Consider the following 14,728-nt stretch of genomic DNA (forward strand, 5'->3'; position numbering starts at 1 on the left):
GATTCGAGGGTACGATTCGATCATCCCAACGGAGGGAAAATGACAAAGTACGTATACGACTTTACCGAGGGAGACAAAGAGCAGAAAGACCTGCTTGGCGGTAAAGGCGCAAATCTTGCCGAGATGACCAACTTGGGCCTGCCAGTCCCACCCGGCTTCACGATTACCACAGAGGCGTGCCGGGTGTACCTGAAGAACGGGGAGTCGCCCGACGAGCTCGCGGTGCAGGTCACTGCGGCAATCCGCCAGGTTGAGGAGAAGATGGGGAAGGACCTCGGCGATCCGAAGGATCCGCTCCTGTTATCCGTCCGCTCCGGCGCAAAGTTTTCCATGCCCGGAATGATGGAAACCGTGTTGAACATCGGGTTGAATGACGAGTCCGTGGTCGGCCTTGCCGAACAGTCTGGTGACGACCGGTTTGCCTGGGATTCATACCGACGCCTACTTCAGATGTTCGGCAAGACGGTTTTGCACATTGAGGGTGAACCTTTCGCCGATGCCTTGCATGCGCTCCAAGATGAGAAGGGCTATTCTGGCGATCCGGATATGACGACGGACGATCTGAAGCGCCTCGTGACAGAGTTTAAGACCATCATTAAGGACGAGACGGGGGGAGACTTCCCGCAGGATCCGCGCACTCAGCTTGACCTCGCAATTGAGGCCGTTTTTAACTCATGGAATACAGAACGTGCAGTAATCTACCGGCGCCGTGAGCACATTCCTGCCGATATTGGTACTGCAGTGAACGTGCAGACCATGGTCTTTGGCAACATGGGCGAAGGTTCGGGTACAGGCGTGTGCTTTACTCGTGATCCCTCTACCGGCCACTCCGGTGTTTACGGTGACTACCTAGAAGACGCTCAGGGCGAGGACGTCGTCGCTGGAATCCGTAACACCCTACCGCTGTCGGCGCTGGAGGAACTTGACAAGAAGTCCTACGACGAGCTGATCGCGATTATGGACAGGCTCGAAACGCACTACCGAGATCTGTGCGATATCGAGTTCACAGTCCAGCGTGGCAAGCTGTGGATGTTGCAGACCCGTATCGGCAAGCGTACAGCAGCTGCCGCTTTCCGTATTGCTGACCAGCTTGTTGACGAAAAGCTCATCACTCGTGATGAGGCCGTGACCCGCGTGACCGGCGAACAGCTCACCGCACTGTTGTTCCCGCAGTTCGATAAGGATGCGAAGAAGATCGACATTTCGCGGGGTATGCCTGCTTCGCCAGGTGCAGCTGTCGGTGAGATCGTCATGGATAACGCTACCGCCGTCGAACGTACCAAGGCGGGCGCCAACGTAATTTTGGTGCGTCGCGAAACCAATCCTGATGATCTCGAAGGAATGGTCGTTGCCGAAGGTATCTTGACTGCGCGCGGTGGTAAGACCTCCCACGCCGCCGTCGTCGCTCGTGGCATGGGCCGATGCTGTGTTGTCGGCGCTGATGATCTGGTGATCGATGAATCGGCGGGCACGATGGACGTGAAGTCTACCGGCAAGCAGTACAAGGTTGGTGACGTGATCGCCATCGACGGTGCTTCTGGCGAGATTTTTGAAGGTGACGTGCCGGTTACTGATTCGCCTGTTACCGCCTACCTGACTTCCGGTCTTGAAGCTGGTCTTGAAGCCGCGCCGGACGAGGGAGCGAAAGAGCTCGTCCACGCCGTTGACCGCATTTTGACGCACGCTGATTCCAAGCGCCGCATGAAGGTACGCGCCAATGCGGATAGCCCCGAAGACGCCAAGGCTGCTCGCGATTTCGGTGCCGAAGGTATCGGCCTATGCCGTACCGAGCACATGTTCCTTGGCGAGCGCCGCAAGCTCGTTGAAGAAATGATCCTTGCGAAGGACGCCGAAGCCCAGGCGGCCGCGTTGGGGAAGCTGCTGCCGCATCAGCGCGAGGACTTCATCGGTATTTTCGACGCGATGGATGGCCTGCCTGTTACAGTCCGGCTGATTGACCCGCCGCTGCATGAGTTCCTGCCAGATCTCACGCAACTATCGGTGGATATTGCCGTCAAGGAGGCTAAGGGCGAGGAGGTTACCGACGAGGAATACGAGCTCCTTCGCGCGGTTCGCCAGAATCACGAGCAAAACCCGATGCTCGGCCTACGAGGCGTACGTCTCGGGTTGAAAATTCCCGGCCTGATCAAACTTCAGGTGCGTGCGATCGCCGAGGCTGCGGCCAAGCTTGTTAAGGAAGGCAAGGATCCTCAGCCGGAGATCATGGTTCCGTTGGTTGGCGCGATTCGCGAAATGCAGATTGTACGGGAAATGACGGAAGAGGTTATCGCGGAGGTTGAAAGCGAAACCGGAGTCAAGCTCGATATTCCGATTGGCAACATGATCGAGCTTCCGCGTGCTGCCATCTCAGCCGACACGATTGCGACCGAGTCCGACTTCTTCTCGTTCGGCACGAATGATCTCACGCAGACCGCGTGGGGCTTCTCGCGTGACGATGTGGAAGGCGCGTTCTTCAACGAGTACTTCGACTACGGAATCTTCGGTATTTCGCCATTTGAATCCGTGGATCTTGGTGGCGTTGGGCCGCTCGTTGACATTGCGGTTGAGCGTGGCCGTAACACCAAGCCCGATCTGAAGATGGGCGTGTGTGGTGAGCATGGCGGTGACCCGCACTCGGTTCACTTCTTTGAGAAGGTGGGCCTCAACTACGTGTCGTGTTCGCCGTTCCGCGTGCCGATCGCTCGGCTTGAGGCGGGGCGTGCGGCCATCGACAACGAGACCACCTACCTCACGCAGTTCGATCCGCGGAACTAGCTCGATACCTCGACAAGGGGATTTGTGTTTAGCAAGTTCGGGTTGATAACCGTATAGCTAGTCACAAAAGTTTTCGGGAAACTACGCAATGCTAGGACCGGCCGCTCCGTAACGGGGCGGCCGGCTTTTCTCGCTCTCGACATGCATCGCGCATAGGTCCCGAAGCGGTCCGTTCGTAACCGGCTAAGATGGGAGGGCACATGCGCTCTCGATGGCAAAGCCAGGGAGCTCCCGAGGAGGAAAAATGACCGCGCAGTTTAAAACACTGACATTCGCCGAGCACATTGCACAGCGAATTTCCGGTGAGGTCGACGATTCCACCCGGGCACGAGCCGAGTACTCAACGGATGCCTCGAATTACCGAGTTCTGCCAACCCTCGTTGCCTTCCCAAAAACTAGCGAAGACGTCGCCGCCGTTCTGCAGCTGTGCCGCGAACAAGGGGTGCCGTTCACGTCCAGGGGAGGGGGAACCTCGGTAGCGGGAAACTCGATCGGTACCGGCGTGGTGCTCGATTTTTCGCGGCATATGAATGGCATCCTCGAGATTGACCCCGAAGCGCGAAGTGCTCGCGTTCAACCCGGCGTCGTTATGAGCGACCTCCAGCGCGAAGCCGCTAAGTACGGTCTTCGATTTGGCCCCGATCCCTCCACCCAAAACCGTGCAACTTTCGGCGGGATGATTGGTAACAATGCCTGTGGCCCTCACGCGGTTGCCTGGGGGCGCACCGCAGATAACGTGCTTGCCCTTGAATGCATAGACGGCCAAGGGCGGAAATTTACAGCTGGAGCGGGTGCCGGAGCGCTCGACGTCGTACCGGGCCTAGAACCGCTCATCTCCGCCCACCTCGCCGATGTCCGCACCAACTTTGGTCGTTTTTCGCGCCAAGTATCCGGCTACTCGCTCGAACATCTACTCCCAGAAAACGGCCGTGATCTTGCCAAAATGTTGGTTGGTTCAGAAGGCACGCTCGTTGTCATTACCGAGGCAACCCTTCGGCTCGTACCGCTCGCGCAAGCCCCCACCCTGATAGTTCTTGGCTATCCGGACATGGCCGCGGCTGCCGACGCTGTGCCCGCCCTCCTCGAGCACGCCCCGCTCGCGGTGGAAGGTATCGACGCCGAACTTGTAGACGTCGTTCGACGCTCGAACGGCACCGTGCCCGAACTACCTCCCGGCGGCGGCTGGCTCTTCATAGAAGTTGGCGCTCAAGAAGGCGAAGATGTGTCGGTGGTCGGCGAACGCGTCGAAGCGATCACGCGCGATGCCGGTACCGATGCCGTCATGGTTCGCCCACCCGGGCCCGAAGCAACCGAACTGTGGCGGATCCGTGCCGACGGCGCCGGGCTCGGCGGCCGCACTCCCGAGGGCAATCCCGCGTGGCCCGGCTGGGAGGACTCCGCCGTACCACCCGAAAAGCTCGGCGACTATCTGCGCGACCTGCGCGCGCTCATGGACCACCACGGGCTCGACGGGCTCATGTATGGCCACTTTGGCGATGGCTGTGTACACGTGCGCATCGACTTCCCAATCGACGAGGCATCGGGCTTGCCAATCATGCGGCAATTCATGGAAGAGGCAACGGATATCGCCGTAAGGTACGGCGGTTCAATCTCCGGCGAACACGGCGATGGGCGAGCCCGCTCAGAAATGCTCCAGCGCATGTACCCGCCGAAAATCATTGAACTATTTTCAGCAGTCAAGAACCTGTTTGACCCAGAAGAAGTGCTCAATCCCGGTATTCTTGTGGATCCCAAACCGCTCGACGTCGATCTGCGCCGCCCCGTTGCCAAACCCACCGAGTATGCGGGCGGTTTCCATTTCGTTGAAGACGACGGCGATTTTACTCGGGCCGTCCACCGCTGTACGGGAGTGGGGAACTGCCGGGCTGACCGGGGTGCGGCCGGCTTTTTCATGTGCCCCTCGTATTTGGCTAGCCGCGACGAAAAGGATGTCACACGCGGCCGAGCCCGCGTGCTACAAGAAGTTACCAACGGCAGGCTCGTGAAGGATTTTGCCGACAAGGCGGTCGCCGAAGCGCTCGACTTGTGCCTGGCGTGTAAAGCCTGTGGACGCGACTGCCCAACCGGTGTCAACCTGGCCAAATACAAGTCCGAAGCGCTCTATCGCGGATACAAAGGAAAACTTCGGCCACGCACTCACTACGTACTCGGCAATCTTCCGATCCTTGGGCGGCTTGTTACCTGGCTACCACCCGTGGCGGCCATCGCCAATGCGGTACTGAAGATCAGCCCGATCCGCAAACTCGCCTTTTCCGCTTTAGGGATTGACGCCCGCCGGCAAATGCCAGGATTTTCCACTAAACGTTTTTCCCGGATTGCGCGTTCCCATCGGGCCGCAGCTCGGCAAGCCCGCGAGGAACTCGAACCGGGCCGCGCCGTCGTCGTGCCCGAAGCTGCTGGACGGAAAAGCAACGCCAAGAAATACGTGATGCTCTGGGCCGACTCCTTCTCCGAAACGCTTGATACTACAGGTGCACAGGCGATGGTCTCCGTTTTGCAGGGTGCTGGATACACTGTGCTCATTCCGCCGGAGGATGCCTGCTGCGGGCTCACCTGGATCACCACCGGGCAGCTTGGGCACGCGAAAAAAGAGCTCACGAACCTGCTCGGCATTCTCGCGCCGTTCGCGGCTTCCGGTATTCCGATCGTGGGCGTCGAACCCTCCTGCACCGCCGTGCTTCGCGAAGATATGCGCGATCTTTTGCCGGAGGACAAGCGGGTCGAGGTCGTCGCCGACATGACATTCACACTCGCCGAACTACTGAGCGCTCCCGACCCCATCGGCCCTGGAAACGAATGGAACGCCCCGGATCTGACCGGCATGGAAATCGTGGCCCAACCCCACTGCCACCACTATTCGGTCATGGGCTGGGAAGCCGACGCCGATCTCCTGAAAGCTGCGGGCGCTCAAGTCACAACGATCTCGGGTTGCTGCGGACTTGCCGGAAACTTTGGAATGGAGCAAGGCCACTACGATATTTCCGTGAAAGTTGCTGAAAATAACCTCCTACCCGTCCTGAAGAACTCCGCGCCCGATACCGTTTATCTTGCGGATGGGTTCTCCTGCCGCACCCAAGCCGAACAACTCGCCGGGAATCAAGGTGTACATCTGGCCGAGCTCCTTCGCGACGGGCGTTCCACGCGCAGGCGAACCGCTTAGCGAACTCCTACCGTGCTACTACGTCAGATGGCTTGGCGTCAGGTAACCTAGTTCGGAGAAAGGGGAACGCTTGGGAGTTTACAATGTGCGAGAGGGGCGGCTCGTCGCCGTGCAAGAATCGGCAATCAGCGACGTCGAAGATGCCGTTCTTGACGCCGTACGCGCGCAATCCCTTGAACTCATCGATAGTCCGCTGTTCCCAGTCCGGCGGATCGGTGACAACGAAGAAACCCTCATCGCTTTAGACCCAAGCGGCCAAGTGGTAACGGTTCTTGTAGTTCCTACATTGACCGCCCAGAATTTCGTGACGGCCTTGATTTACTCGGGCCGCCACTCGGTGATGAGCCGGCGAGAATTGGCAGACCTATACGTGGGCGGCAGCGAGGCCTTCGAAGCCGACTTTGAGGAATTTGTTAGCCGTTCCTTCCCGCTTAGTAAGCCCGGGCCGCGGCTGTTCATTTTTTCGGTCCATACCGAACCGGAGTTACATTGGGCGCTCGAAGGTTTGCGCGACGCCGGAGTGGAGGCTCTTCGAATAGTGCGCCACCAGGGTGGGGCAGATTCATTCGTTGAGATAACTCCCAACTATGAATCCCGCGCGGCCAGGGGCCAAAGCGCACCCGAGAGTGCAACTGCCAACGTGGAGGAGCAAGCCCCGCAGGCCACCGAACCGGATAATGCTCAACAGCCAAATGACGCTGTCCACACGCGTGCTGACACAGATTTCCGCCAGGTGTTTACCGATGTTTACCCGGCGACCAGCGAAGAACCGCCAGTTGAAACAACACTTTACGAAAGCATGCCCGACGCCGCCGAAATAGCGGACAGCGCGAGACAATACGATACGGCTTGGGATATCTCGGGCTGGAGATTCGAAAAAGAGCGCCCGGCTGCCCGTGCTGCGGAAGAAGTTCTGGATTCTGCCGCAAAACGTCAAGCATCGCGCCGAGAGCGCGTTGCGGAGCAACAAAGAATGCTTGAGCGCCTTGAACGTGAACGCCAAAGCACGGGGACTACCCTGTACGAACAGACCGTGGAAGCAAGCAAGCGCCCCGAGCAGCGCCTGTGGGACAAGAGTGCAGTAACGCAAAGCGCTGAGCTACCCCAGCCGACGCCGACCTCGCCAGATTTTGCAAACCACTCGGCCGCGCACGAGCCCGCTGTAGGGCTTACACCGGATCCTCGAATGAAGCGGATCGTTGACCAGGTTGGTGCGGTTAAAATTTCGTGGCGTTCACGGCGTAGGCGGGCTTCCCTCGATGGGCATCTGACCAATGAGGGACTCATTGAGATCATCGGTGTGGGGATATTTTCAGATCCAACGCAAGCGGCGGTTGAAGCTTCAGGCAACACCGCCGTGAATGGCTGGCGAATCTGGCAGGTTCCAGACGGCCGTAGATTAGCCGATTTCCCTTAATTTAACGCATGCGGAAATAAATTCGCGGATGTGGAAGTAGCCAACATCCCGTGCGCTCTTGCGTGAAAGCAACACGTCATGGATGGCGTTTTCAATTTTCACGAGGGTGGTCACCGCGCCAAGTGTAGGAACGCGCTTCCAGATCTGCTCCACGTCGAGAACGGTATCTTGCGCTCGCACCTCATCACTCCAGGAGTCAGGAAAATCACTTGAATCGCTGGTGAGCACCAGAATCGGGCAATCAATGGCGAGCCCCTGAGCAACGCGTTCGTGCCCGGTCAGAACTGCTGCCAGCCATCCTGGCCGAACGGGAAAAGAGGGGTAGTGGCGATAGTCGGGATTGGGTTTCCAGCCGCCCTCGCGAAAGAAGGGATCAAGGTCACCGTCGGCAATACCAGCCCGAGCTTGATACTCTTCGATTTGGGCTCGTTCCTCTTCCGTCATCCACCCGGTGAGCACTCGCTGATAATAACCGTTGTCGCTAAACGGTAGCTCGGCTGTTGGAGACATTTTCTGCAAGGCCTCCAAGATTGGTTGACCGATATGGCGTAGAGCGGTTGGGGCTTGTATTTCAAGCCACGGCGAGTTCAAAAGCAAGCCGTGTAGTACTCCTGGATGTCGGTCGGCCCAAAGCGTCGCTGTTAGGCCGCCGGTTGAGTGGCCGTATAAAAATACTGGGATGTCAAGGCCGTGTTCTTCATAAATGACGTTAAGCGCTTTACCAATTTCCTCATCGTAGGTAGACAGATCTTCGACGTACCCCCACATCTGGCCGTCGATGTGAGCGCGGCCGTATTTTCGCAGATCAATGGCGAAAAATTGCCCGCCCATGCGGGCAATCTTCTCGGCAAATTCGCCGTGGTAGAAATAGTCGTTCCAGCCATGAATCGCGAGCAGCGCGAAACGTGCATCGCCGCCTCGTCCGGCTTCTTGAGCCTCATTTAAGGTGTTAACCGGTTGATGATCCGGCTCCCCGTGTTCGGAAGTCTGCGTATGCCAATCGGGCCGGTAGGTCACAAGAGCGGCCCGGTTTGGTCCATATTCGTCGTCGTGAAGTTCAAGGATGCGCTGGTAAAAGCCCTCACCAAGGGGGTCTGGAGTCCACGTCATAGCTTAATTATTGCGTGAAAAGGCTGGGATCGTCGAGGAAGTCGCGCAGGATCTTGGTGACCTGATCGTTTTCGATGAGGAAGCCGTCATGCCCATAGTCCGATTTGACGTAGACCGCCGGCCCCGAACCGGGAAGCTGGTCGGCTAACGCTTCGACGTCGCGCGGATAGAACAATCGATCCGTGTCAACCGTGACGACGAGCGCCGGCATCGTCAGGGCCGCAACGACGACGTCGGTACCGCCACGTCCACGCCCGACGTCGTGCGTGATCATTGACTGGGAAATGGCGATATAGGAGTTCGCGTCAAAGCGTAAGGCGAGTTTGTATGCGTGGTGGTCGAGGTAGGAGGAGACGGCGTAACGCCCGCCGGCGAGTGGATCTTCGCCCTGTTGGGGGGTTCTGCCAAAGCGCTGGTCGAGTTCGGTGGGGCAGCGGTAGGTGATATGGGCCAATTCGCGCGCGAGCCCAAGGCCCCGGTGCGGCCCGCAACCATCTGGTTGCGAGTAGTAGTCCCCGCCATTGAACGCGGGGTCGAGGGCAATCGCCTGAATTTGGGTTTTGGCGTAGGCGATCTGTTCCGCGGTTGTGGCCGCTGCCGATACGAGTACGGCGATTGCGCCGGTCATCTCCGGATAGGAGGCGGCCCACTCCATCACTCGATTGCCCCCGAAGGAGGCACCCGCGATGAGGGCCCACCGGGTAATTCCCAGCGTGTCGGCGAGCCGTTTTTCGGCGTCGCACATGTCGCGGATAGTGATTTCTGGCCATCGTGAACCCCACGGTTTGCCATCGGGGGCGGCTGAGGCTGGGCCGGTGGATCCTTGGCAGCCGCCGAGCGCATTTGGGCACACGACGTACCAGCGATCCGTGTCGATTGCTTTACCCGGGCCGACGATGTTGTGCCACCAGCCATCTGTGCCATCTTTTGAGGTGGCGTGAGAATCTCCGGTCAGGGCGTGGCAAAGCAGCACGGCGTTGGTGCCCTCGTCGTTGAGTTCGCCCCACGTTTCATAGGCGAGCGTGATGGCAGGAAGAAAGCCGCCGAGTTCTAGGCTCATCGGGCCGACGTGGGCAAATTGGCGCTCGCCGGGAGGATCGCCGGGCAGCCAAGCGCCGGTGGCGGGTATCGGTTTGTGGACGAGTGGTGGGTGGTATCCGGTGTCGTAGTCGCCTACTGGGGCGGCGTCGGTGACCGGGGTCAGTGGCGGATAGCCAACGAGATAAGCGGGGTGAAGGTTTTGATTCGTCATGGGTCCTCTTTGAGTGATTGCATTGAACGATCAAGGGCGCCAAGCCGGATTCTGGGCCTGCGCCCGCTTCACATTCGCTTCATGATCTTGAGCCTAGGGTGTATACCTAAGTTTTGCAAAGAGTTGCTTTCGGAGCGTGAATTTGGGCTGAAAGAAGTTGAGAAACGAGTCGTGGACAATGTTTCCGGTGAGACTGCTGTTGCGTTTGAGGTAAATGTTGCAGATGTATGTCGTGTGAATTTTGATTCTGGTGTTTCATTTTGTAACGGTTTGGTATACGGTCTTATCGGAAGGTTGCCTAAAGTCAAGGCGACACGCCAAGCAATTCATGTACAACAACGGAGGTACGAGTGGCCTGGGCACGGAAGTCACTAGTTCTCATTGCGGTTGCCGCGCTCGCGGCCTCGCTGGCCGGACCCGCAGTAGCTACGCCGGTGACAGACCAAGATATAGAGGACGTGTATGCGCAACAAGCGCAAACCGAACGTACTCTCGTAGATGTGGAAGTTGAACTCGCTGAGCTTTCATTAGAAAGCAACAGGCTTGCTGCCGATTCCACACAGAAGCAGGCCGAAGCTATCTTGGCCCAGGCGGATTTAGCGGAAGCCATTTCCTTGGCTGTCGAGGCTCAGGAAAAGGCGAATGTCGCGCTTGCTGATCTGGAAGCTGCACGCAAGGAACTCGGTGGCGTTTCGCAGGCCATGTACCAAAATTCCGCGGGCGAAATCACGCAGTCGTACTATATTTTCGGTGCGGAATCGGTGGACGAAGCCAATCGGCGTTCGCAGGCGTACGGCGCTCTAGCGGGCCAGGTGGATTCGAAGGTCAAGAGGTTCCGTGCATTGGAAGAGGTTGCGCGCGTACTGCAAGAAGATGCGGACTTAGCGGCTGCCGAGCAGGCGGAAGCTGCACAGGCTGTGATAGATACTGCTGACGAAGCCCAGCGTGCGGCAGATGAACAGGCAACTCAAGTGGCTGAAGCTTCAGCCCGTCGTGAGAATTTGGCTGCCGAGCTAGCGGTGCAGCGAGGGACAACCATTGAACTGGAGCGCGAGCGCCTCCAGCAGATAGAGGATGAGCGGCGCGCACAGGCTGAGGTCCAAGCGGAGCAGATACTCATCGAAGCGCAGGAGCATAGCCAGGCAGTCCATGAAGAACGGGCACAACGTGAAGCGAGTCGTGATGTGGCCCGAGCAGTGTTAACTGTTCCAGAGGCGCCGGCACCCGCGCCTTCCTCGAGCCCGACACCGGCGCCGTCACCTAGTCCAGCGCCGAGTCCAACTCCAGCGCCTGCACCCGCACCCGCGCCGGCCCCTGCACCGTTACCTAGTCCTACGCCGCCCCCTGCACCGGCCCCGGCACCCAGACCGGCTCCGCAGCCAGCACCAGCACCACGGCCTGCTCCGCGCCCAGCGCCCGCGCCGCCGCAGGGTACCAATGGCCAGGCAGTGGTTAATTACGCTCGCCAGTTTGTCGGAGCGCCTTACGTTTGGGGAGGTACTTCTCCCACGTCCGGTTGGGATTGTGTGGGCTTCGTCTGGTATGTCTACCAGCAGTTTGGGCACACGACGCCGCGCCGAACCGGTTCGCACGTCGGGCAATTCTGGGGCGGTTACTCCCGAGTCCCAGCCTCGCAAGCGCAACCTGGTGACATCATGTGGTGGCCCGGGCACGTCGGAATTTACACCGGCAATGGCATGCACATTGCGGCATGGAACCCATCAATGGGCACCCAAGAGCGGGCAGTTTGGGGTAACCCGGTCTACTTACGCGTGGGCTGATCACGCGTAGGCTAGTAACGCGGCCGGGCCGCGTTACTAGCCGGTATATAAACGTGAGGGGTTTTGGCTAAACACGAGGGGAATTAACCCTCGCAGATGACCAAAACCCCTCACACGTTTAACAGGTGGCGGTTTTACCCGCGCTCATCTAAACCTTTTACGAATCGACGTTCGACGGGTTCGCTTTCGGATGCTCGTCGTAATATCCGGTATCGATTGCACGCTGGAAAGAATCACGGATTTCCTGCTCGGCCTCTTCGCGGCCCACCCAATGGGCGCCCTCAACAGATTTACCGGGTTCGAGATCCTTATAAACTTCGAAGAAGTGCTGGATCTCGAGGCGATGAAACTCCGATATATCTTCGAGCTCGGTACGCCACGATGCGCGCTGATCTCCTACGGGAACGCAAACAACCTTGTCATCGCCGCCGGCTTCGTCCTTCATGCGGAACATACCCAGAGCGCGGCACCTGATCACGCAGCCCGGGAACGTGGGCTCGTCGAGAAGTACGAGCGCGTCGAGCGGATCGCCATCTTCGCCAAGAGTGCCGTCGATGAAACCGTAATCATCGGGATAGCGGGTTGAGGTGAAGAGCATGCGGTCAAGCCGGATGCGGCCAGTTTTATGGTCGAGCTCGTACTTGTTGCGGTTACCCTTCGGAATCTCGATCGTGACATCAAAGTCCATTGATTCCTCCTTCTAACAGTTCATTCTGTGCCCATTCTAGCCCGTAGATGCACAAGTTTTCGCGCGATGAGGAAGGTTGGCTCGCACGGTTACCCACAACACGCGTTCGGTGTGGGAAGATATGCGAGTGTGGAAGAGGTTAGTGGCGGTTCTTGCCCTTGTGTGTACCGGAGGGTATATCTTTGCTGACGCGTGGGATATTGTGCCGGGCCCGTTTACTAATACCCCGAAGCCTGCTGATCCCAAACCTTATCCGACCATCCAGCACGTGAGTCCGACCGCGCCCGCCCCTCTTGCCGATGTCACGGGCACGCCGCCATCGAGCGAGCCCGTGTCCGAGCTCATTGCCTCCTTGGAATCCGATAGTCGCAATACGGGCGCGATTTCCGTCGTCGTTGCAGACTCGTTGACAGGTGAGCCGATTGCCACCTGGGGCGCTGACCGCCCTGCCGTTCCGGCGTCAAACATGAAAATTGTGACGGCGGTGGCCGCGCTACACGCTCTCGGCCCGGAAACCACGCTACCTACGATTGCTTCACTGTCGGGAACAACCGTCCACCTCATAGGCGGGGGAGACGTACTACTAGCTGGTGGCGCAGGCGAAGAAACAGCGACGACGGGGCGCGCAGGTCTGGCTGACCTAGCGGCCGATACGGCCAGCCAGTTGCAAGACCGCGGTGTCAGCTTGGTCAATATCGCCGTCGATTCGTCACTATTTACCGGTCCCCAATATCACCGTGATATCGAGGGCGTGGACCGCAGTTACGTGATGGAACTACGGCCGATCGCGGTGGATCGCGGCCGCGTTGACGGCGTCGGCTACCTCGCAAATCCGGATCTCGTGGCGGGCGAAGCCTTTGCCGAGAGCTTGCGTGATCAGGGCATCGAGGTAACGACGGTCGAGCGTTCGTCTGCTCCCGCAGATGCGGCGGAACTTGCCCGCGTTGAATCGGCGCCAGTGCGCGAAATCGTGGACTACATGTTGGTCACCTCAGACAATTCGGTGGCAGAGGTACTCGGCCACCTCGTGGGAATCGAATCAGGGCTTGGCGGTAGCTTTGACGGCGCGAACGAGGCGCGCATGCGTGTGCTCGCTGATCTGGGCGTGGGTAGCGAAGGGGCCGTGTTGGCAGATTCTTCCGGCCTGTCCACATCCAACCGGCTGACCGCAAATCTACTCCTAGATCTGCTGAACCACACCTGGGAATGCGATGCGTGCTCGCTTGCGGCGCTTCCTTCTGGGCTTCCGGTGGGCGCGCTGGACGGTACGTTAACCCAGCGATTCCACGGCACTGATATCGAGGGGCAGGTACGAGCAAAGACGGGCACGCTCGTGCGCGCGATCTCCTTGGCGGGATACATGCTGACTGACTCGGGATACCCGCTCACATTCGTGATTCTCATGGACGATTTAGAACCGGGAACCGCGCCGGCCTCGAGAGTTTTGCAAGACGAGTTTCTTGACGCCCTCGCCAAACTTTAAGCCGCGTTAGCCACGACGGCAGGGCTTTCACCCTGAGCAACTTTCGAGGCGTGGCGCCGAAATGCCGACTATTCTTGGCTTCATGATTGAACCAAGAAAAGTGCAACGAGTTGCGAGAGTTATGTCCGGGGGTGGCCCCCGGATGTCAGAAGCGAAGGCGCAAGCTGTGGTGGATGATCTGCGCGCCCAGGCTGAGCTTGCTCCCACGCTCGTTGCACAGATGACCGAACTATCCGAGGCGGCTGAGCGCGCTTCGAATACCGAAGTGCTGGTTGTGGATCGGGCGGCGTGGGCCGCCGCCGCGGCAGTTTCCATAGAGGCGATGCTCCCGCCGGGTAGTGACATGCTCGGCACGGGCGAGCTTGCGCTTGTTCTTTCGGCCATTTCTCCTCGGATACTTGGCCAGTTTGATCCGTACTCCTCGGGTGATGGCCGCCTGTATCTCGTTGCCCCGAATGTGGCAGCTTTTCGGGAATCCTATAATCTTGATCAGCGCGACCTGGCGTTGTGGGTGGCCGTTCACGAGTTGACGCATGCGGTCCAATTCGCAGCGGCGCCGTGGTTGAAAGATGAGATTATCCGGCGCGCACATCTGCTCCTTGGGCTTGACGACGGTGTCACGGAATCGAAGGGTGCTGGTGCCGAGCATTCCGAAAGCGCTGATTCCCACGGCGAAAGCGTCTCGAAGCTTCTCGAAGAAGTGACGGCGATTATGTCCCTCCTCGAAGGGCATGCCGAGTATGCAATGAATCGGGTGCCACGCCAGCGCATGCTTGGCCGTGACCGCATTATTCAGGCGATGGCAGACAGGCGCGCGAACAAGAATCCGCTGATTGCCCTCATTTCCAAACGGATTGGAGCCGCCGACAAGCTCAAGCAGTACACGGGTGGGGAAAAGTTCGTCGAAGCCGTGATTGACAGGGCCGGAATGGAGGTTTTCAATCTCGTGTGGGAACGCTCAGAAAACCTGCCCACCGCCGCTGAAATCAAGGATCCCGCGGCCTGGATCAAGCGCGTGGGCTGATGTCTTTCCCGCATCCC

At 58.8% G+C, this 14,728-nt stretch carries 9 protein-coding genes; 6 read left to right on the plus strand and 3 right to left on the minus strand.

Translation table 11 applies throughout. The annotated features are described in order from the left end of the window. Window positions 1-39 precede the first annotated feature (39 nt). The 3 genes from ppdK to J2S70_RS06065 all read left to right on the plus strand — a co-directional run bounded on the left by ppdK (window position 40) and on the right by J2S70_RS06065 (window position 7,373). Window positions 40-2,775: a pyruvate, phosphate dikinase gene (gene ppdK / locus J2S70_RS06055; protein WP_307682838.1), complete on the plus strand. Its 2,736-nt coding sequence runs from the start codon at window positions 40-42 to the stop codon at window positions 2,773-2,775. Between the two features lie 244 nt (window positions 2,776-3,019). After that, window positions 3,020-5,956 carry an FAD-binding and (Fe-S)-binding domain-containing protein gene (locus tag J2S70_RS06060; RefSeq protein WP_307682839.1) on the plus strand — a complete coding sequence of 979 codons (2,937 nt, stop codon included), beginning with the start codon at window positions 3,020-3,022 and terminating at the stop codon, window positions 5,954-5,956. Between the two features lie 70 nt (window positions 5,957-6,026). Further along, window positions 6,027-7,373, plus strand: coding sequence for a hypothetical protein (locus J2S70_RS06065; RefSeq protein ID WP_307682840.1), 1,347 nt, complete (start codon window positions 6,027-6,029; stop codon window positions 7,371-7,373). Here J2S70_RS06065 and J2S70_RS06070 read toward each other — a convergent pair. Both J2S70_RS06070 and metX read right to left on the minus strand, forming a co-directional pair. Continuing rightward, a complete protein-coding gene (locus tag J2S70_RS06070) occupies window positions 7,356-8,483 on the minus strand; it encodes an alpha/beta hydrolase (protein WP_307682841.1) in 1,128 nt (375 codons plus the stop codon). The two genes, J2S70_RS06065 and J2S70_RS06070, sit on opposite strands and share 18 nt — an antisense overlap. Window positions 8,484-8,490: 7 nt before the next feature. After that, a complete protein-coding gene (metX, locus tag J2S70_RS06075) occupies window positions 8,491-9,735 on the minus strand; it encodes a homoserine O-acetyltransferase MetX (protein ID WP_307682842.1) in 1,245 nt (414 codons plus the stop codon). 350 nt (window positions 9,736-10,085) lie between these two features. Between metX and J2S70_RS06080 the strand changes: the two genes are divergently transcribed. After that, window positions 10,086-11,516, plus strand: coding sequence for a C40 family peptidase (locus J2S70_RS06080; RefSeq protein ID WP_307682843.1), 1,431 nt, complete (start codon window positions 10,086-10,088; stop codon window positions 11,514-11,516). 157 nt (window positions 11,517-11,673) lie between these two features. On the opposite strand, the gene J2S70_RS06085 is transcribed toward J2S70_RS06080, so the two are convergent. Next, entirely contained in the window at window positions 11,674-12,204 is a 531-nt protein-coding gene (locus tag J2S70_RS06085) for an inorganic diphosphatase (RefSeq protein ID WP_307682844.1), read from the minus strand. Between the two features lie 76 nt (window positions 12,205-12,280). On the opposite strand from J2S70_RS06085, the gene dacB reads away from it, so the two are divergent. Next, entirely contained in the window at window positions 12,281-13,687 is a 1,407-nt protein-coding gene (gene dacB, locus J2S70_RS06090) for a D-alanyl-D-alanine carboxypeptidase/D-alanyl-D-alanine endopeptidase (protein WP_307682845.1), read from the plus strand. An 82-nt stretch (window positions 13,688-13,769) separates the two neighbouring features. After that, on the plus strand, window positions 13,770-14,711 hold the full coding sequence (locus J2S70_RS06095) for a zinc-dependent metalloprotease (RefSeq protein ID WP_307682846.1): 942 nt from the start codon (window positions 13,770-13,772) through the stop codon (window positions 14,709-14,711). Window positions 14,712-14,728 lie beyond the last annotated feature (17 nt).

It is taken from the genome of Trueperella bonasi, from assembly GCF_030811535.1.
Taxonomy (GTDB): domain Bacteria; phylum Actinomycetota; class Actinomycetes; order Actinomycetales; family Actinomycetaceae; genus Trueperella; species Trueperella bonasi.